Below are 18,010 nucleotides of genomic sequence, written 5' to 3'. Positions count from 1 at the left end.
CATAAGAAGGCTATAAGACGAAAGGAACAGGTAACGATATGAAAACAACACAAGAAAGTATTTTTTCATCAAAAACCTTAACGTATTTCTTGCAACTTGCTGAAACGATGAATTATACGCAAGCAGCACAAATCTTAGGGATTACCCAACCTGCATTAACCCAACAAATTAAAAAGTTGGAACGCACGGTGGGCGCACCTTTATTCTATTCAGTTGGTAAAAAACTTCGGTTATCCGATGCCGGTTACACGATGTTAAATGCGACCCATAGTATTTATAACGTCTTAAACAAGGCGACTGACGAAATTCAACAAACGACTAGTGCCACTCAAGGGTCCATTAACATCGGGATCTTGGCTTCAATTGAAGATCATGTCTTTGAAGATTTCGCCATTAAGTATTATGAAGCGAACCCTAATGTTCAAATTTCATTCCACATGTTAACTCGGAAAGAAATTTGGGAACGGTTAGAAAATAACCGGATTGATTTAGCGGTGATGTATTTACCAGACGAAAGCATCAAGAACTGGAAGCCATATCAATCGAAGAAGATTATTCAAGATGAATTGCTGTTTATTACTAGCGATCCTAAGCAAGCGAAGAAGAAGCGGATCAAGTTTAAGGATACGATCAGCGAACCATGGGTCATGTATCCTGAAAACTACTACTTGGATCAAGTGATCAAAGAATCTTACAAGAATCAATTAGCTGATTTACCAACAGCGGTTGCGCGCTTTACGACACCACAACAAATTTACCGTTTTGTGGCTGCAACAGGGACGAATACTGCCTTACCTAATTCATTTATGGTCGCAAATCCAGCTAATGATGACTTGAACACGGTTTCCTTTGAACCTGCGATTAAGTTTGATTTGAACTTCGTCTTCCGGAAAGATAAGGACCAAATTCCACGGATTAAGAACTTCCTGGACGAATTTGATAATTATCTTCGTACTGAGGATTATATCTCACGGTTACAAAAAATTAATCAAAATTAGTTATTAAAGGAGCTATTTGATAATGAGTAAGGAATTAATTTTCGGTCATCAAAGTCCAGATACCGATGCTATTGTGGCTGCCAAGGCCCTTTCATATTTAGAAAATAAGTTAGGTCGTGACACTGAAGCGGTCGCTTTGGGCGAACCTAATGAAGAAACTAAATTCGTTTTAGATCATTTCGATGAACCAGCTCCACGGATCATTGAAAAAGCATCAGCTGAAGTTGAAGACGTGATGTTAGTTGACCATAACGAACCACAACAAAGTGTTAGCGATATTGCTGACGTGACGGTTACTCATGTGGTTGACCATCACCGGATTGCAAACTTTAACACCGCTCAACCATTGTTCTACCGGGCAGAACCACTTGGCTGCTGCAGTACCGTTATTTACAAGATGTTCAAAGAAAATAACGTTGAAATTCCAGCTAAATTAGCCGGTTTAATGTTATCAGCAATCATCTCAGATACGTTATTGTTGAAATCACCAACCACAACGCAAACTGATGTTGATGTTGTTAAAGACTTAGCTAAGATCAGTGGGACTGATTACGAAGCTTATGGTTTGGACATGCTTAAGGCAGGGACTAACTTAGCAAGTAAGACTGAAACTGAATTAATCGAAGCTGACGCAAAATCATTTAACCTTAATGGGTCAACGGTTCGCGTCGCTCAAGTTAACACGGTTGACTTGGCTGAAGTCTTTGATCGTCAAGCCGCTTTCGAAGCTGCTGCTAAAGCTGAAAATGACGCTAACGGTTATGACTTGTTCTTAATCTTAGCTACTAACATTTTAGATAGTAACTCTGAATTGTTAGTTGTTGGTGCCCCAACTGCACCCGTTGAAGCAGCCTTTGGTAAGAAGATTGAAAACAATCGGATTAGCTTACCAGGCGTTGTTTCACGTAAGAAGCAAGTTGTACCACCATTGACTGACGCTTTTAACGCTTAAGCATCATGATGAAGCATCCCAATGTGGGGTGCTTTTTTTATAAGCAGATCAGTTGCACACAATTTAAATTGTTGTATGATAATAATGTAACTAGCTAGGGCACAACTTAATTTGGTTCGGATAGAAAGGGATTGATGAGATGAAATCAAAGGATTTACGTCAAAAATTAACGCCAGAACAGTATGCGGTGACCCAAGAAGCGGCCACAGAAAGACCGTTTAGTGGCGAGTATGATGACTTTTATCAAACCGGCATCTATGTGGACGTTGTGAGTGGCGAGCCTTTATTCAGTTCAACCGATAAATATGATGCCGGGTGTGGTTGGCCGTCATTTACTAAGCCGATCGATAAAAGTCACATCAAACAACATTATGATGATTCATTTGGTATGGCGCGCACGGAAGTCCGTAGTCAGGAAGCTAAATCACATTTAGGGCATGTCTTTACTGATGGTCCAATGGCCCAAGGAGGCTTGCGCTACTGTATTAATTCGGCCGCATTGAAATTTATTCCAGTCGCGAATTTGAAGTCAGCGGGCTATGGTGATTATCTCAGCCTGTTTAAAAAGAAGGGCTAACAATGGCAACAGCGATTTTTGCCGGTGGCTGTTTCTGGTGTATGGTGAAACCATTCGATAGCTTGCCGGGTATTCAAAAGGTTATTTCTGGCTATACCGGTGGTACGGTACCAAATCCGACTTATGAACAAGTGGCCAGTCATACGACCGGTCATACCGAAGCCGTTGAAATTACGTACGATCCAGCGGTGATTGATTATGCCACTTTAGTTGATATTTATTGGCGCCAAACTGATCCGACTGATGCAATGGGCCAGTTTCAAGATCGTGGTGATAGCTATCGACCAGTAATTTTTGTTGATGGTCCTGAACAACGTAAAATTGCGGAAGCGTCTAAAGCGGCATTAGCGGCCAGTGAAAAGTTTGATCAACCAATCGTGACCCAGATTGAACCAGTCCAACCATTTTATTCGGCTGAACTGGAACATCAAGACTTTTACCGGCGCAATCCATTTCGGTATCAGATTGAAGAAATGGGCGGCCGAACTAGCTTTATTAAGCAACACTGGTCAGATAAATAGTTAAAAAATAAAGGTCGACCCGAAATTTGGGTCGACCTTTTTGCTTATCTAGGCAGCTTGATAAGCATCAAGTGCCGAGTAAAATGATTGTTTAATGGTGTCACGAATATTTAAGTAGGTGATGTAGTCAGATAGTTCATGCACATCACTCGTTAACGGAAAGTCGAAGTCGGAATGCGCATAGCACGCGGCCGGATAATAGGGACCATGTTGATTAACAAACGGTTCAAGCCAGCGATAAAAAGTCATCTGATCATCCTTTCAAGAGTTGTTAGTATTAGTCTAACGGCTCAAAAGGTTAATGTACAGCGATTTACAGCTTCTTAACTTAGATGAAAATCAGTTGTAAACTTGTTATCTAACCGACATAAAATTGAAATTATACATCGAATCGTCAAAAGAAATTCATTTTAGATGGTATATCCGCTTGCGACTTTATTTCTGACCTATCCATGAAGATCTAGAAGTGGATAGCTGACTAAAACAAGCGTCCCGGCTGGTTTAATCCAACTGGAACGCTTGTTTTTATTGATCATCATGCTGTTTTAATTTCTTCTTAACCCCATCAACGGCGCCCTTAACAGAGTCTTTGGCGTCAGCTAATTTGTCTTTAGCTTTACCAATCGCGTTTTCCGTCTTGCCCTCAGTTTCACGAGCCTTATCACCGGTGACTTTGCCTTCGACTTCTTTGGCTTTACCACTAACTTTATCCTTGGTGCGGTCTAACTTGTCGTCTAAACTCATATTAGATAACCTCCTTGATAAGAATTACCTTTAGTTTGCCAGATAGTCGTAACTAATGCAATTGATATGCAACTTGGCTACTGATTTGCTTTTAGCGTCCGCAAATCCTGACGTCGCAATAAGTTTTGATAGTAACCCAGACTAGTGGCATCCAGGCGCAAGGTCTGCATAATTGTCGTGGGTTCGTCCAACCGGTGTTGTCGTAAATACCATAAGATATATTGCTGATAAAGGGCAACTGGCTTTAGAGGCACGCCTAAGCGTTGACTATCACCAGTTAAGTACTTGTGTAGCGCGGAGAGCGATAACTGTGGTTCAGGGCCACGTCGACGTGTTTTTAAGAAGAGCGCTTTGGTTTGATATTGACTTTGTAAGGGTTCAATATAGGCTTTGAATTTAGACAAGAATATATGTTCGCTAGTGGAAAAATTAAGCTTGGCTAAGTCCTGATAAAAATCTGGTGCTAACATTTCACTAGCTTCATAAGCTTTACTGGTGAACAGCAAACAAGCACGGGTATAAACGTGCAAATCATCATTAGCTAACCAGTCCGCCAATTGTTCTGGCCAGTTGCTGAGTTGTTGCGCACTGGTTAACGGTTGGCCTTTAACGCCAAATGTTGGTAATGTCGTGATAATTCGATGTTCAAAGAGATAATTAAAATAACCAGTTAAGTTCGACAAACTTTTATTGATTGTGGATTGCTGATAGCCACGCTGGTTTTTTAGCATGGCTAGATAGACCTTAATGTCATTTTCGGTAAGATCCGCTAACAAGCCACTAGTTGCAAACGTCTCATTGAAGTGCTGCTGATAGTTAAAGAAGTCAGTTAGTGTTAGTTGATATTGTGCGATGGTCTGTGGATGTTTGTCAGCCATCGTTAACTGGTTAATAAAGCTTTTTTCGTACGGAAAGTGCGTTGACATCGGAGACACATCCTTTCGGTTCGTATATGTTTACTTTAACTTAAAATAAAAAAATAAGCAAAAACAAGCCATTAAACGAGGTGCTGTCAGGCGCATTCTAAGAACAAGTTCGTTACTTAAACGGGTACTTGATGGTCTAAATAGCCTGAAATGACGGATTCAAAAAAGCCATATATGAGCATGATCAACAAAGGATTTAGCAGTTATTAAAACTAGCCGCCAAAACTACAAACTGAGATTTAAAATATGTTTGATAATGGCAATCAGCAAATTTACAGCAATAATTGAAATTTGCTGATTTATGAATTGGAATCTTGATACTTGCTTAAAATTCGTATGGATTGAAATCTAAATTCAAATCAAAAAATTAAAACAAGTCATTCTAAAATTGAAAAATATAAAATGGCTAACAAGAAACTGCCACAATAAAAATGCAAACATAAAATAGCAACAGTCAAAACTCAACACAAACGAGTTAAGCAAAAAAGATGCCAAAAAGCGTGAATTAGGTCGTGGGGGACTACTTTTTGTTTCAGCTTCTACTTTGTATAATATATATTATGTAAACTAGAATATAAACAAAAACAGCTAGTCTTCAAGTTGACCACTTCTCTCGGTTTAAATCAGCCATTTAATGGTTTTAACGCATGATGCCGTTGTTTTAGCAATGTTTTTGATTTTAAATAAAGATTAATAAACTAAATCAGAATTTTGAAATTTGAATTTTTTGTCAGAAAGAAATTTAGCAATTAAAAATCCTGATAATGATTTTTAATTGCTGTGGATTGGCGCTAAACTAACTGATCTGGTTATTTAAATTCAACAATCAGCTGCGGATATTGTTGCTGCCAATTCTTTTGCATGATGCGTTGCTTAAATACCGCCATATGATCCGCGTCATCACGTAAATATGGCACTGGTCGACAAATCCAATGTGTCAGATCATGTAAGCCATGTGGTGCAATGAGCTGCAACGCATTGTCGCCATCTAAATAAGCACCAATACACGTTGGTGTTTCGACAAAATGACCAATGGCATCTGAAACTGATTTAAATGGCGCCTGGTTAGCAAAATTATAATGGTGCATGTAAACCTCATTTTTCACTTGCCAGTGGTATTGCGGATATTGTTGTTGCAGTTGCTGATATAGTTCTAAATCACGTTCAACTGGACTTTGTGGATCAAAAAAAACGACATCAATATCACTTTTAAAGACGACTGGCTGCTGACTGAGTATTGACCAGACCGTGTTCCGTAAACTACCGGCCGCTAATGCGCCTTGAGGCAGCTTCAATTGTTGGATGATTTTTAACAATTGACACAATTCAGGATTGTTTAAAATAATTTGACGGACTAAAGCGTCATCAGACATGGTTAATCAACTCCGTTTAAAAGATTTAGTTTGGTGGCTGTGGCCTGGTCATTGGCTAACTGAACTAATAAATAATGATCAGAACTGGTTTTTAATGGTAATTCGGTCAAATATAACGCCCCAACTTGTGGATGATTCAGTAATAATGGTAACGGCGTTAAAGCTTGTGTTTTTAGGTTTTGCCAAGGTTGCTGAAACTGATCTAAATCGCGAATGGCCATAAAAACTTGGTATAAAGTGTCGTCTGTTGGCATCGTACTGTAAAGTTGTCGAAATTGAGCGGTACGTTGCTGAGCGTAAGTGCCCCAATCTGGCATTAAAGTCTGTAATAGTGGTGACTTAAACGTTTGCCAAATAAGATTTCGTGTCAACGCCCCCCTGCCAGTTAAATCACCATATAGGGCGGCATAGCTAGTATTCCAATTGATGATGGTTAAGTGTTGATCCAAAATGACCGCTGGATTAGGCAGTTGTTGTTGCATCAATTGAACTAAACTTTCTGGTACTTGTATGGTTTGTTGATGATCAACTGGTAATTTGGCGCCAATTAGATTGAATAAGTACTGTTCCTCAGTTAACGTCAATTGTAAAACTTGGCTGAGCGTTTGTAAGACGTCGACCGATGGTTTAACGCCTGGTCGTCCCTGCTCTAACCTGGTATACCAATCACTACTAATGTGTGCTAAATCAGCGACTTCATCACGTCGTAAGCCAGTTACTCGTCGATGAGTTGTTGGTAATCCATAGGTTGCTGGCGTCAGCAATGAACGTTTATAAGCTAAAAAATGACCCACAACTTTTTCGTTCATGATTCCCCCGCTTTCTGTTAACTAGGATAAGTTATCCTAGGATGATCTGGATCTGGTTACTAATCATCACACTTGGCATAATAAGGTTGTACTTGAGAGAGATGATGATTGTCAGTCAAGTATACCATTTAATTTTAGGAGGAATTCAACATGACAGTAAAAATTGGGATTAACGGTTTTGGACGGATTGGTCGGTTAGCTTTTCGGCGGTTATTGGCTTTGCAACAACAAGGACAAACCGATTTAGAGGTGGTTGCAATTAACGACTTAACTGCCCCGAATTTATTAGCACATTTATTGAAGTATGACTCAACACACGGTACATTGGCCGCAGATGTCAGTGCAACCGACGATGCCATTTTGGTTAATGGTCAGCAGTATCCAGTCTATGCAAAAGCACAAGCAGCCGACTTACCATGGGTCGCGGCTAATGGTGTCGATATCGTCTTAGAATGTACCGGTTTTTATACATCTCAGACGAAAGCGCAAGCACATTTAGCAGCGGGCGCTAAAAAGGTCTTAATTTCAGCCCCTGCTGGTAATGATGTGCGGACGATTGTGATGGGTGTCAATGATCAAACTTTAAAGGCCAGCGACCAAATTGTGTCAGCCGGTTCATGTACGACTAATTGTTTAGCACCGATGGCCTATTATTTGGATCAGGCTTTTGGAATTCAGGTCGGCACTATGACAACAGTTCATGCGTATACCAGTACTCAGATGCTATTAGATGGCCCAGTTCGTGGGGGTAACTTCCGAGCAGCTCGGGCTGCTGGAGTAAATACGATTCCCCATTCATCAGGTGCGGCTAAAGCGATTGGACTAGTTCTCCCACACCTGAATGGTAAACTTCAAGGGCATGCACAACGAGTTGGTGTCGTATCAGGGTCTTTAACGGAATTAGTAACCATTTTGCAACAACCCGTAACCGCTGATCAGATTAATGCCGTGATGCAAGCTGCAACTAAAGATAACGTTTCTTATGGTTATAATGCTGATCAGTTGGTTTCTAGCGATGTTATTGGCACAACCTATGGGTCAATTTTTGATCCGACTCAGACTGAAATTGTAACAGCCGGTGATCAGCAACTCGTTAAAACAGTGGCTTGGTATGACAATGAATACGGGTTTACTTGCCAGTTAATTCGAACTTTGACTAAATTAGCACAACTGAGTTAATGATAATAGAAAAATCCTGTTGATATACTTGAAATAAATAGTTATCTGAAGTATTATACTTGTAACAGCACCTCACACACCTCTTAACAATGTGGCCCAAGTGAGGACTTTTTTGTATATGGAGAAAATAATGGGAAAATATAATCGTGTTGCGACGACTGTGGAAAAGCAAGTAGATATTCTTTTTTCTCGGGGATTAGATATAACAAATTCTACTGAAGTTCGCCAAAAAATTGAAAATATCGGTTATTTTAAACTAAAAGGATATTGTTTCCCGTTTTATGATCAAAAAGATCATTTTTCATCAGGTATAACCTTTGACCAGGTGTATGAATCGTATGTTATGGATCAAAAATTACATTTATGCCTGTTGGGTTTAATCGTGCGAGTTGAGGCACAAGTTAAATCACGACTAGGTAGCTTTTTAGCTTTGAAGTATGGTCCTCTTTGTTACCTAGATGAAGATTTCTTTAGGGCTTCGGAATATCAAAGTAGTTTTCTGAATAAAATGACTGATGATGAAGCAAAAGCAGAAAACCGTCACGAGTTATATGCTAGCCACTATCGCGGCACATATGAGAATACATTTCCAATTTGGGTAGCATTCGAAATGTGTTCTCTAGGAACCTTATCCAAATTCTTTTCAGATATGAAGACAGCTGATCAAAAAGCGTTTTCCAGAAACATTTATGGTGGTGTCACTAATAAGCGGTTAGAAAATTGGTTACATTATTTACACTGGTTCGAAATTGCTGTGCACATAATAGTCGAACATTTAAGAGATCTTTTGCTACCTATCCTAAGTTTTCATCGGAAGACCTTGAGTTTTGTCCGAATTTAGCTACCAAGTCGGTTTTTTCTGCACTGTACATTTTAAGCAAGCTGTGTTTTAGTCAAAATTATTATCAATCATGTATTGATGAGCTTAAAGCTGATGAACAAGCTTATAGCCATGTTAGTTTACATGACTGGGGCTTTCCTGACAACTGGTATGATATTTTGAAGTAACAAATAAGATTGGTAATTGGATATTGCATATTTGTTATGATGCCGGTATTAAGACTATCGGTGTTTTTAGTGCCATCAGCATTATAAATAGTCGTGCCGTCAAGGGTATATAGTTGTTGATTAGTTTCGTCAGTATCGCCCATAAAGTTATCTAAGACGGTGATGTTGTTCAACAAATTCCAAGTTGCCATGTCACTGAAATAGTTGCTAAACCCACAAGTTATTACCATTTGATTTTTGAGTGTTAAGTTCTGTAAATTGAGTGTAAAAATAAGCCTGAGACAGCAGTCCTAGGCTTATTTTTACGTATAGATTAATGGCGATTAGACTTGAAAGCTTCATGCTCTTTACAGCAACAAAGAGCTAATTAACGGATGATTGGCGCAATTCCGTTAACTGCCGTATGACAGCTGGATCACTAGCTGCTCCATAAGCCGGATTCTGCGCATTAAAAGGTAGACCACCAACAGCAATGGTTTGTTTTAGAAACATATTGAATGCAGTGGAGAGATTTAGGCCTAGAGCATCGTAAATCAAGGCCGCTTGTTGTTTATCTTGTTCGTTAACGCGAAATGAAACCGCGATGTTTTTTGGATTATCCATGACAATCACCTCATTTTAATCATACTAAATGTATAGTAATTGTCAATACAACGGTTCTAAGCCAATGATTTTTTCATGAGTAAGTCGGTTTGCCGATCATCCCCCATCACAAAATCATGCGAACTAAACTGTTCAAAGCCCCAATGCTGATAGAAGGCTTTGGCGGGTTCATTATGTTCCCAGACGCCTAACCAAATCACAGTTTTGTGTGCTGCAGTTGCAAGATCGATTGCCTGTTGCATAAAAAGACTGCCGAGTCCTTGGTGTTTAAATGCTGGTCGAATATAAATACGTTCCACTTCTAAAGCAGCTGGTCCCATGGCTTCAGATTGAGCGTCACCAACGTTGAGCTTTAAGTAACCAAGTTGTTCCCTATCACGAACGACAAAGTAAAACCTTGAGTCGGGGTTTTGTAGCTCGGCGGTTAGTTTAGGTAAATTATAAGCGTCTTCTAAGTAGGCTTGCATGTTGGCTTCAGTGTTATCCGCCGCAAAGGTCGCCTGATAGGTTTCAATACTGATTTGTTGTAATGCAGTTGCATCAGCGGGTGTTAAAGGAACTAACGTGGTATTTTCCATTAAGATAAAACTCCTTTAAATTAATATGGACGTGACTGCCCAGCTTTGACGGTTTGCCAATCAGCGGTCACACGCTGGCTGACCTTGGTCAATAAATGAGTCAATTGTTCAGCTTCGGTAGCAGTTAAGTCGGTTAAAGCAACCTGGTTAGAGTACTGATTCTCGCGTTCAATGACTTGTGCGCGCCGCTGTCCTAAGACAGTTGGAAATAAGGCTTTGTTTTTACGATTATTGATTGCCGCCCGCTTTTCAACCAGTCCTTGAGTGACCAGTTTTTGAATGGCCCGGGCTGCCGTGGTGCGATCGACTTGTAGTTGAGCCGCGAGTCGATCTGCGATAATGCCTGGTTGCTCACAAATACGGACTAAATAGAGATATTGTCCTTTACTCAAGGCTAATTGCTGGAACTCCCGATTGCTAATCGAGTCAAGTGCCCGGGCAATCGTCCCAATCTGTCGTAAAACATCTGGCATTTAATCGCCTCCTGCTAGAAATTAAAATCTAGTATAACGTTATTTTGCTGTATTTACAACAAAACATTAACTAAAAGAATGCCGTGTCATCACAACACGGCATTCTTTAGGATTAAGCTGGTGGATTCTTTTTAGTGGTTCGGCCCCAATCAGGAATCACTTTTCCATCATCGGTCCGTAATTGCCCATCAGCATCCAATTGTTCGGCAGCTGCGGTTGAAGCCGCGAACCCATCGTTTAAGGCATCGACTAAGCGACGGCTTGCCTGACCATCCAAATCATCAAAGAAGTAGTCGACGAATTGGTCGACTTTCGTTTGATCAATTTTTGGATGTTTCAGTTGGTCTAGTAGCTCAGGCATATTTTCGGCGAGCTGCCCTGGAATGAAGTCGAAATAATCAAAATAGAAACTACGCGATCGCATATAATCAGCTAAATCAGGCGCAAAGAACACCATTGGCCGCTTTAACAACGCGTATTCAAAACAAACGGATGAATAGTCAGTAATCAACTGATCAGCAATCAGTAACAGGTCATTGATTTCACGGTAATCCGAGACATCATAGAAGAAATCAGTGTACTCGTATGGAATCGTTGGCTTATTTTGAACGAACGGATGAATCTTCAATAAGAAGACATAATCTTCATGTAAACCGTCATACAACTGTTTGAAGTTCAAGGTTTCAAACGGATAATTGGCGGATTGTTGCCCATTACCGCGGAACGTTGGCGCAAACAAGATGACTTTTTTACCATTGATAAATGGTAATTCGGTTTGGAGACGCGTTTTAATCTCGGCTTGTTTAGCCTGATCAAAAAAGATATCGGTCCGTGGAATACCTAATGGTAAGACTTTGTCATCAGTAATCCCGAAGCCTTCCGCATATTTATCGACGACTTGTTGTGACGATACTAAGACTTTAGTATAGTTGCGGTGATTCAGCGATGTCGGTTTGGGGCCACCCGGCATCCCAACTCGACTGTAGCCAAAGGTTTTAAAAGCCCCGACTGCGTGCCAAACTTGAATTAAATCCGCATTTTCACGAATCTTCAATGGATAAATCAATGGATAAAAGTCGTCCAAGAAGATATAGCGACTGGTTGCCAGAGCTTTAGCCAACTGTCGCACTTCTCGAAAACTCTTTTTAGCTTTAATACTAGGCTTTAAATAGAACGTTGTCTTAAAGTTCGTGGCGTCTTGCTGTAACGTCTGGTAAATAAATTCAAAGTTCCCAGAAATTGACGTCCGACTATCTGACACAAACGAAATTTGATCAGCTTTAATGGGTCGTAGACAGTACCAACGATACCACCATTTCAGTAGCCGGCGTTTAAGCGCACGTAACGTTGGATTTTCAAGTTCGTAGCCAGCATCGGCCACTTCATTTTCCAACGGATTAATATCGCTTAGCTTATGCGAACTGACAAAGAACGCTTGGGCAGCCAATTGATATTCAAAAATCAGACTAAACGTCTGATTACTTTTGGCGGCGTAACTGGTCATTTTAGTTGTGTAATTCAAATCCTTGGCAGCCTGCCCGATTTGTCCGATAGATGTTCGTCGAATTAACCAGCCTTGTGGTAAGTATTGCTTCAGCTGAAGCCGCATTTCGTAACGTCCAGGCGCCAGTGGCTTGCCGTGGTTCAGCTTGGCAAAGTTAATTGCTCCGTGGTAGCCGGCTTGTGGGAATTTGTCGACCTTCACTGCGGCATTGACTAACGGAATGGCGATTTCTATGCCCTGCTCATCAATTAAGATTAAGCTTTTAATGATTTTTTCAGGATCATCCTCGGGAAATTGTTCGAACCAAGCCTGACCGCGAATCGTGAGGTAAGCGCCATTAAAGTCTAGCTGGGTGACGTGACGCTTGATAAGCGAGTCAGCTTCGGTGGCTAAATGTGGTTCGTTTAATTGGTTGGTGACCGCATTAGCGTCGATCACGTTAGTCGAATCGACAGCTGGTGCTGGTCGTCGCAAATGACGGACAACTTGTCGTGCCCGCCGTTTTAATCTAGTTAACATAATAATGAGCCCCCCGCTTAAATAAGATTAGTGAGAAAATCGAAAACGCGTTGACTATTGTGACCATCTTGATGTGGGAAGGTTCGCTGCTTAAGCTGTTTGACATAGCTTAAATCCAAGGTTGGGACCTGTTGGTTAATGGCCGCAATGACCTGGGTCGCCTTTGCATAGTGCGGTGCGCCCAGGTAATGGTAGTAATCAACGTAAAACCCACAATGAAGACGATAGGTCGCGTAATCGGGTGTAAAGAGTAAGATCGGTCGTTCAAAGTAACTAAACGTTAAGGACAACGATGAATAGTCCGTAATAAAGACATCAATCGTTGGTAACAGTTGTTTGACTTGTTCCGGATCTTGAAATAAGTGAATATTTGGTGCTAAGCTGCCCTGAAGTGCTGGCAACTTTAAATATGGATGGACGGAAACATAAAGTTCCCATGGTTCGGTTAAGTCCTGACTGGCTTTTAAAAAGTCACGAATATAAGTGGTGACGGCCTTGGCGTTTCCCTTACGATAGGTTGGTGCGTATAACAGGCGTTGCGGCCGATGTGAGACCGTTAGTGACTGTGTAGCCAGTTGGTCTAGCATCGGTGAACCCAACGCTAGCACGTGGCTAGCATCAATGTCAAAGGCATCCGTATAGGCTGGCTTGTCAGCTTCAGCGTTAATCAAAACCCAATCATAATTTGTATGGGGTTTGATGACACTATGCTGCGCGCCTGGCAAACTTAACCCGAATTTCTTCAACGAGCCAATGGCATGCCATAACTGAATCACTTGATTGTCAGCGTGTTTGTTCACCGCGTATAACGGAAAAAAATAGTCGTCAATAATAAACAGTTCGGCCGTGGCTAGGTCGTAGAGCGATCGCAATGATGCCCAAACAAATCCCAACTTACTTAATCGTGAACGGTCATAGTGAAAACATAAGACGCGGATATCATAGTCAAACTCGGCTTGTTCAAACTGATGATGAAGGGCTTTTAAATTATCGGCCAGTTCAGTATTACGCATTGTTGCAAAGACCACTCGCTTCTGCTGTGGCCCTCTCAGATGGTAGCAGAGTTGATAGAACTGATTGAAAACATGCCGTAAAATCGTTAATTTAAGTTTTTTTAGACGGCCCATCGCATCACCGCCTTGCCCCAGTAATTCGCCAAGTCTTGTTCAAAAAAGGCGGTTACATCGGCTAGCGTCTGCACGGTTCCGGTGACGCCGATCAAATTTTGCAGGCGTTCACGGGTCACATCACTGTGACTTAACAAATCAATGGCGGTTTCAAAGTCTTGACGACCGCTACGGCTGGAGCCTTGTAAGGTTAAACCGCGTTCCAAGACCATCCGGGTGTTAATATCAATCGGCTCTTCAGAGACGCCCATTAAGATCGCCGTGCCCATTGGATGAAGATGGTCGATGATTTGAGCAATCGCCTGTTCACTCCCTAACCCGCCCGTACATTCGACGGCTTGACTGATTTGTAAGTCAGCCGGAATCTCATCGACTAAGTAAGTGGCATCGACAAATGAGAAATAGTCGAGTTTGTCTTGATGACGGCCCAAGACGATGACTTGGCTATCTGCAAACATGGTTTTAGCGAGGGTCGCCGTAATATAACCGAGGTTACCATCGCCCCAAATGCCAAGTACCCGTTGGTCAGCATCCATGGTTTGTTTAAGTTGGGTTAAAGCTTGTACGCCAACTGAGACCATTTCTAAAAAGGCTGACATTTCGGAGTTGAAATTAGCTGGAATTTTTAAAACACGATCACGTTGCAAACAGACGTATTCTTGCATGAACCCGTCATAACCACTTGATCGAAATTTTGAAGATGGTAAGTAATTTTCTTTGACAATCTGATTGGTCGTGGTTGGCGTATTAGGGACCATTGCTACCCGATCGCCCGGTTGAAAGTCACCTTGTGGATCTGAGACGACGGTACCAATGCCTTCATGAATTAAGGCCATCGGTAACTTTTTGCGTAAAGCCGTTTGAGCCCGATTACCCGTAAAGTAGCGTTGATCAGCGTGACATAGTGAGAGATAAGTTGGTCGTACCACAATATCAGTTGGTGTCATCAGTTCTTCCACGGTTTGGACTTCAAATTGGCGTGCGGCCACTAAGCGATAAACTTGATTTAGCATCTTAATCCCTCGTTTCTACTAAAGCCGTGGCAACTTTTAAGTCATACGGCGTGGTGATTTTAAAATTGAAATTTTCGCCTCGAACGAGATGGACATCCTCGCCGGCCAGCAAGCAGATCTTGCATGAATCGGATAATGTGGCCTTCTGGGCAGTGGTGAGTTGATCGTAAGCTTTAACTAACGTTTTGATGTTAAAACTTTGTGGTGTCTGGCCTTGATACATCGCTTCACGTATTGGAATGTTGAGGATAGCTTCATCTTCACCTTCGACAATCGTATCAATGGCTGGAACAACCGTATCGACAGCAGAATGATTAAGCACCGCTGTGATATTGTCCGCAATGATTCGTTGCGTAATAAATGGTCGGACGGCATCATGGGTAATAACGACATCGTCATCAGTTAGGTCATAGTTTTCTTGTAAGTAGGCAATACCGTGCATTAACGTATCGTTACGGTCAGCGCCACCGGTGACAACTTTAACGCGGTCATCGTGCAAATACCGTTTGACAATGGCTTGTGTGTGCGCTAACCAAGCCGGTGGGCACACGATCAGAATGGCTTCAAACCGGCTTTCCAGCACAAATTTTTCAACGGTGTGAATTAAGATGGGCTTATCAGCCAAAGTTAGAAACTGTTTTGGCATCTGGACGTGGCCCATGCGGGTGCCCTTCCCACCAGCTAAAATCTGAGCAAAAATCATATCGCAGGTCTCCATTCGTTTTTTAATTGTTAGAGCCATCATAATGAAAAGATGTGAAAGTTATGTTGGGGCTTTTCAAAGAAAACGGTGAACTTGAGGTATCGGTATGAAGAAAATATGAAGGCTGATTGGCGCGATTTTGTATAATCCGGGTAGATTGGTTTCGGCTAATGAGTTGGTATAAACGTTAGTTGGACTAATTAAGGCCATTAATCGATAAAAATTCACAAAAAAGCACCGCTACAAGTTGAGCTTGTAGCGGTGCTTAGACAAAGCGTTATTTCAAATTAACCATCAGTTTGTTAATTAACTTTGTGAGTGTGGTCCATTCTTCCGGAGTTAATTTGCCTTGCGTGACGAGCGTTTCCGGTAAATCGCTAATTGCCGCGCGCTTGGCAAGTCCCGCCGCCGTGATTGAAACTTCCACTTGGCGTTCATCGGTTTGGCTGCGTTGCCGGTTGACTAACCCTTCTTCATCCATCCGTTTAAGTAATGGTGTCACAGTGCCAGTGCTTAAATCTAGCCAGTGACCGATTGCTTTAACCGTTAAATGAGATTGTTCACTCAATAAAACTAACACTAAATATTGAGGATACGTAATGGCCTGCTCGGCTAACTCAGGTTGGTACGCGCGTTGGATGGCGCGCGATGTCACATACATTAAAAAGCAAAAATGATCTTCTAATTTACGCATATTGCCACCCCTCCTTCTGCTGTAACTATTATACCGGCTGAATAACTTTTACACAATCAAATTGTTAATGACTAAATTGATTCAGGTTAATTGTTAATGTCTCAACTAATTAATTGTTTGTTATAGTTGACATAACGCTTCTATTTTTAGATATTTTATCATAAAACGCTTTCATCGCTGACGTAATATGCATTCTCGTGATCGTAATATTCGTTGACTTTACAACCAAAATAACATTTTTTGAACTGATTCGCGATTAGCATGAGCTAAGGGCCTAATAAATTTAACGTAAAAAAATCCTCATCACCGATGGACTTGGTGACGAGGATCACGACTTAAGGTAATGGCCGGGTTGTTTTCATGAGTTCTGGTGAATATAAAGTTGTTAAGTAACCGTAACCTTGGGAATCGAAGGTAAGATTTTCAAATTCTTTAGTTGTCTTAATGGTCACATTCTGCAAATCAGCCGCAGTTAAAGTCTTCTGTTTCAAGGCCTTTATTGGCAAACTGGTCCAGCCGGCATCGCCTAACAAATACAAGCGCTGATTATGAGCGTTATAACTGAGCCCTTGGTTTTGGTCAGTCATTTGATTTTTGATAATCAGTTTTAAGGCGAACTTTAACGTTTTACCCTGATAGCTGCCTTGATAGATATAGTAGTTGTTGCCTTTAAAGATGCCGCAATAAGCGTTGCCGCTCGTATCAAACGTTAAAACGCTGGGTTTAGTTCCAGTGGCATGATAAGTCGTTTTGGTGGTGAGTTTAGTCTTGTTGACGGCCTGCAGTTGCGGATTGGTCGCATGACTACTATATAAGAATAACCGCTTATGTTTGGTGTCATAACCAAGTGCCTGTCCATGCCCGGTTTGAATGGTTGGCCCGACCGTGCTAATGGCTTGAACTTTCTTGTAAAAGACCGCGGTCTTTAATTGTTTGGTTAAGGTATGCCGTTGTGCCGTTAGGTTCTTTTTAGCGGCTTTTGTTTTGGCCACTAACTTAGTTAATCGTTGCTTGGTGGCCTTCTTGTGTGTCTTTTTTAATTGTGTCGTTTGTTTTTTGAGTGTTGTTTGGTTAGTTTTGAGTTGTTTTTTGAGCTTAGCTAGTTTGGCCTGTCCTGTTTGATAAGTTGTCAGGTGTTGTTGGCCACTGGTCGTTTTCGAATCAAAGTAGCGGTAAGCCGATGCCAAGGCCCCCCGCTGGCTAGTCATCAGCTTTAATTTTTTAGCCGCCGCTAAGTTGAGTTTAACTAGGTTCCCGGTATTATCGTCATGATAGCTTTCAACTAAATACAGTGATTGTCCAACGATGACCCCACCCTGGTAAATGTTACGATGTGGATCAGCCGTTGAAAAGTAACTGGGTAAATAGAAGCTTGTCTGGTAAGTCGTTTGCTGGCTATCGACGAGTTGGTGTTGGATTCCTTGATAAGCATCGGTTTTAGGATTCTGTCCATAGCTGGTTGGAATCGCTTGCTTGGGAGCCGGATTAGTAATTGTTAGTGTCGCGGCCTGTGCAGTTAATACCCCCATGCTCAGGATTAAGGGACTACTCATCATGATTAAAAGTTGTCGTCGCATTAGCAATGCCCCCGTAAATGGTCTACTTGGTAAGTTAATAACAGTATAACATGGTTGCGGTCAGCTTGAGACGACTCGATCTAGATTGAATTTTTAATTAACTAAAGGGTGAAGTGCTCCCCCCAACCCTAC

At 41.5% G+C, this 18,010-nt stretch carries 20 protein-coding genes; 6 read left to right on the top strand and 14 right to left on the bottom strand.

Going from position 1 to position 18,010, the window contains the following annotated elements; translation table 11 throughout:
- Positions 1-38 precede the first annotated feature (38 nt).
- From FFM84_RS03045 to msrA, 4 genes are all read left to right on the top strand, one after another.
- Positions 39-998 (top strand): LysR family transcriptional regulator, encoded by a 960-nt coding sequence (locus FFM84_RS03045; RefSeq protein ID WP_130843463.1) that lies wholly within the window; start codon positions 39-41, stop codon positions 996-998.
- Positions 999-1,020: 22 nt separating this feature from the next.
- Positions 1,021-1,950, top strand: a complete 930-nt coding sequence (locus FFM84_RS03040; protein ID WP_130843464.1) for a manganese-dependent inorganic pyrophosphatase — start codon at positions 1,021-1,023, stop codon at positions 1,948-1,950.
- A 139-nt stretch (positions 1,951-2,089) separates the two neighbouring features.
- The gene (gene msrB, locus FFM84_RS03035) at positions 2,090-2,527 is read left to right on the top strand and encodes a peptide-methionine (R)-S-oxide reductase MsrB (protein ID WP_130843465.1); all 438 of its coding nucleotides are present in this window, start codon (positions 2,090-2,092) and stop codon (positions 2,525-2,527) included.
- Positions 2,528-2,529: 2 nt separating this feature from the next.
- On the top strand, positions 2,530-3,048 hold the full coding sequence (gene msrA / locus FFM84_RS03030) for a peptide-methionine (S)-S-oxide reductase MsrA (RefSeq protein ID WP_130843466.1): 519 nt from the start codon (positions 2,530-2,532) through the stop codon (positions 3,046-3,048).
- A gap of 48 nt (positions 3,049-3,096) precedes the next feature.
- Here msrA and FFM84_RS03025 read toward each other — a convergent pair whose 3' ends face one another.
- The 5 genes from FFM84_RS03025 to FFM84_RS03005 all read right to left on the bottom strand — a co-directional run bounded on the left by FFM84_RS03025 (position 3,097) and on the right by FFM84_RS03005 (position 6,900).
- Entirely contained in the window at positions 3,097-3,297 is a 201-nt protein-coding gene (locus FFM84_RS03025) for a YozE family protein (RefSeq protein WP_130843467.1), read from the bottom strand.
- A gap of 276 nt (positions 3,298-3,573) precedes the next feature.
- Positions 3,574-3,792: a CsbD family protein gene (locus FFM84_RS03020; RefSeq protein WP_130843468.1), complete on the bottom strand. Its 219-nt coding sequence runs from the start codon at positions 3,790-3,792 to the stop codon at positions 3,574-3,576.
- Between the two features lie 77 nt (positions 3,793-3,869).
- Positions 3,870-4,718 (bottom strand): phage integrase N-terminal SAM-like domain-containing protein, encoded by an 849-nt coding sequence (locus FFM84_RS03015; protein WP_130843469.1) that lies wholly within the window; start codon positions 4,716-4,718, stop codon positions 3,870-3,872.
- 809 nt (positions 4,719-5,527) lie between these two features.
- Complete coding sequence (locus FFM84_RS03010) at positions 5,528-6,091, bottom strand: nucleotidyltransferase family protein (protein ID WP_130843470.1); 564 nt, start codon at positions 6,089-6,091, stop codon at positions 5,528-5,530.
- A gap of 2 nt (positions 6,092-6,093) precedes the next feature.
- Positions 6,094-6,900, bottom strand: coding sequence for a helix-turn-helix domain-containing protein (locus FFM84_RS03005; RefSeq protein WP_130843471.1), 807 nt, complete (start codon positions 6,898-6,900; stop codon positions 6,094-6,096).
- A 150-nt stretch (positions 6,901-7,050) separates the two neighbouring features.
- Between FFM84_RS03005 and gap the strand changes: the two genes are divergently transcribed.
- Together gap and FFM84_RS02995 are read left to right on the top strand one after the other, a co-directional pair.
- Entirely contained in the window at positions 7,051-8,079 is a 1,029-nt protein-coding gene (gap, locus tag FFM84_RS03000) for a type I glyceraldehyde-3-phosphate dehydrogenase (protein ID WP_130843472.1), read from the top strand.
- Between the two features lie 118 nt (positions 8,080-8,197).
- A complete protein-coding gene (locus tag FFM84_RS02995) occupies positions 8,198-8,920 on the top strand; it encodes an Abi family protein (RefSeq protein WP_130843473.1) in 723 nt (240 codons plus the stop codon).
- Between the two features lie 530 nt (positions 8,921-9,450).
- Here FFM84_RS02995 and FFM84_RS02990 read toward each other — a convergent pair.
- The 9 genes from FFM84_RS02990 to FFM84_RS02950 all read right to left on the bottom strand — a co-directional run bounded on the left by FFM84_RS02990 (position 9,451) and on the right by FFM84_RS02950 (position 17,878).
- Positions 9,451-9,690, bottom strand: a complete 240-nt coding sequence (locus tag FFM84_RS02990) for a type II toxin-antitoxin system RelB/DinJ family antitoxin (protein WP_130843475.1) — start codon at positions 9,688-9,690, stop codon at positions 9,451-9,453.
- Positions 9,691-9,746: 56 nt separating this feature from the next.
- Positions 9,747-10,268: a GNAT family N-acetyltransferase gene (locus tag FFM84_RS02985; protein ID WP_130843476.1), complete on the bottom strand. Its 522-nt coding sequence runs from the start codon at positions 10,266-10,268 to the stop codon at positions 9,747-9,749.
- A 20-nt stretch (positions 10,269-10,288) separates the two neighbouring features.
- Positions 10,289-10,741, bottom strand: a complete 453-nt coding sequence (locus FFM84_RS02980; protein ID WP_130843477.1) for a MarR family winged helix-turn-helix transcriptional regulator — start codon at positions 10,739-10,741, stop codon at positions 10,289-10,291.
- Positions 10,742-10,853: 112 nt separating this feature from the next.
- Positions 10,854-12,764, bottom strand: coding sequence for a CDP-glycerol glycerophosphotransferase family protein (locus FFM84_RS02975; RefSeq protein WP_130843478.1), 1,911 nt, complete (start codon positions 12,762-12,764; stop codon positions 10,854-10,856).
- A 17-nt stretch (positions 12,765-12,781) separates the two neighbouring features.
- Positions 12,782-13,891, bottom strand: coding sequence for a CDP-glycerol glycerophosphotransferase family protein (locus tag FFM84_RS02970; RefSeq protein WP_130843479.1), 1,110 nt, complete (start codon positions 13,889-13,891; stop codon positions 12,782-12,784).
- Positions 13,879-14,904 carry a ribitol-5-phosphate dehydrogenase gene (locus tag FFM84_RS02965; RefSeq protein WP_130843480.1) on the bottom strand — a complete coding sequence of 342 codons (1,026 nt, stop codon included), beginning with the start codon at positions 14,902-14,904 and terminating at the stop codon, positions 13,879-13,881. The genes FFM84_RS02970 and FFM84_RS02965 overlap by 13 nt, the downstream gene beginning before the upstream one ends.
- A 1-nt stretch (position 14,905) precedes the next feature.
- Positions 14,906-15,607, bottom strand: coding sequence for an IspD/TarI family cytidylyltransferase (locus FFM84_RS02960; RefSeq protein ID WP_130843481.1), 702 nt, complete (start codon positions 15,605-15,607; stop codon positions 14,906-14,908).
- Between the two features lie 277 nt (positions 15,608-15,884).
- Positions 15,885-16,301 (bottom strand): MarR family winged helix-turn-helix transcriptional regulator, encoded by a 417-nt coding sequence (locus FFM84_RS02955; RefSeq protein WP_130843482.1) that lies wholly within the window; start codon positions 16,299-16,301, stop codon positions 15,885-15,887.
- A gap of 335 nt (positions 16,302-16,636) precedes the next feature.
- Positions 16,637-17,878, bottom strand: a complete 1,242-nt coding sequence (locus FFM84_RS02950; protein ID WP_130843483.1) for a hypothetical protein — start codon at positions 17,876-17,878, stop codon at positions 16,637-16,639.
- Positions 17,879-18,010: the final 132 nt, after the last annotated feature.

Origin of the sequence: Lactiplantibacillus mudanjiangensis (assembly GCF_005405385.1) — a bacterium.
Taxonomy (GTDB): Bacteria; Bacillota; Bacilli; order Lactobacillales; family Lactobacillaceae; genus Lactiplantibacillus; species Lactiplantibacillus mudanjiangensis.
Note: the sequence above shows the minus strand (reverse complement) of the source record. Positions and strands in the feature narration are given on the sequence as shown.

Excerpts from the sequence above, each read along its gene's own strand:
- FFM84_RS03020 (WP_130843468.1), bottom strand. The coding sequence starts at position 3,792 with ATGAGTTTAGACGACAAGTTAGACCGCACCAAGGATAAAGTTAGTGGT.
- FFM84_RS02980 (WP_130843477.1), bottom strand. The coding sequence starts at position 10,741 with ATGCCAGATGTTTTACGACAGATTGGGACGATTGCCCGGGCACTTGAC.
- FFM84_RS02970 (WP_130843479.1), bottom strand. The coding sequence starts at position 13,891 with ATGGGCCGTCTAAAAAAACTTAAATTAACGATTTTACGGCATGTTTTC.
- msrB (WP_130843465.1), top strand. The coding sequence starts at position 2,090 with ATGAAATCAAAGGATTTACGTCAAAAATTAACGCCAGAACAGTATGCG.
- FFM84_RS03010 (WP_130843470.1), bottom strand. The coding sequence starts at position 6,091 with ATGTCTGATGACGCTTTAGTCCGTCAAATTATTTTAAACAATCCTGAA.
- FFM84_RS03025 (WP_130843467.1), bottom strand. The coding sequence starts at position 3,297 with ATGACTTTTTATCGCTGGCTTGAACCGTTTGTTAATCAACATGGTCCC.
- FFM84_RS03015 (WP_130843469.1), bottom strand. The coding sequence starts at position 4,718 with ATGTCAACGCACTTTCCGTACGAAAAAAGCTTTATTAACCAGTTAACG.
- FFM84_RS02955 (WP_130843482.1), bottom strand. The coding sequence starts at position 16,301 with ATGCGTAAATTAGAAGATCATTTTTGCTTTTTAATGTATGTGACATCG.
- FFM84_RS02965 (WP_130843480.1), bottom strand. The coding sequence starts at position 14,904 with ATGCTAAATCAAGTTTATCGCTTAGTGGCCGCACGCCAATTTGAAGTC.
- FFM84_RS03040 (WP_130843464.1), top strand. The coding sequence starts at position 1,021 with ATGAGTAAGGAATTAATTTTCGGTCATCAAAGTCCAGATACCGATGCT.
- FFM84_RS02950 (WP_130843483.1), bottom strand. The coding sequence starts at position 17,878 with ATGCGACGACAACTTTTAATCATGATGAGTAGTCCCTTAATCCTGAGC.
- FFM84_RS02975 (WP_130843478.1), bottom strand. The coding sequence starts at position 12,764 with ATGTTAACTAGATTAAAACGGCGGGCACGACAAGTTGTCCGTCATTTG.
- FFM84_RS03045 (WP_130843463.1), top strand. The coding sequence starts at position 39 with ATGAAAACAACACAAGAAAGTATTTTTTCATCAAAAACCTTAACGTAT.
- FFM84_RS02990 (WP_130843475.1), bottom strand. The coding sequence starts at position 9,690 with ATGGATAATCCAAAAAACATCGCGGTTTCATTTCGCGTTAACGAACAA.
- FFM84_RS02960 (WP_130843481.1), bottom strand. The coding sequence starts at position 15,607 with ATGATTTTTGCTCAGATTTTAGCTGGTGGGAAGGGCACCCGCATGGGC.
- gap (WP_130843472.1), top strand. The coding sequence starts at position 7,051 with ATGACAGTAAAAATTGGGATTAACGGTTTTGGACGGATTGGTCGGTTA.
- FFM84_RS02995 (WP_130843473.1), top strand. The coding sequence starts at position 8,198 with ATGGAGAAAATAATGGGAAAATATAATCGTGTTGCGACGACTGTGGAA.
- FFM84_RS03005 (WP_130843471.1), bottom strand. The coding sequence starts at position 6,900 with ATGAACGAAAAAGTTGTGGGTCATTTTTTAGCTTATAAACGTTCATTG.
- msrA (WP_130843466.1), top strand. The coding sequence starts at position 2,530 with ATGGCAACAGCGATTTTTGCCGGTGGCTGTTTCTGGTGTATGGTGAAA.
- FFM84_RS02985 (WP_130843476.1), bottom strand. The coding sequence starts at position 10,268 with ATGGAAAATACCACGTTAGTTCCTTTAACACCCGCTGATGCAACTGCA.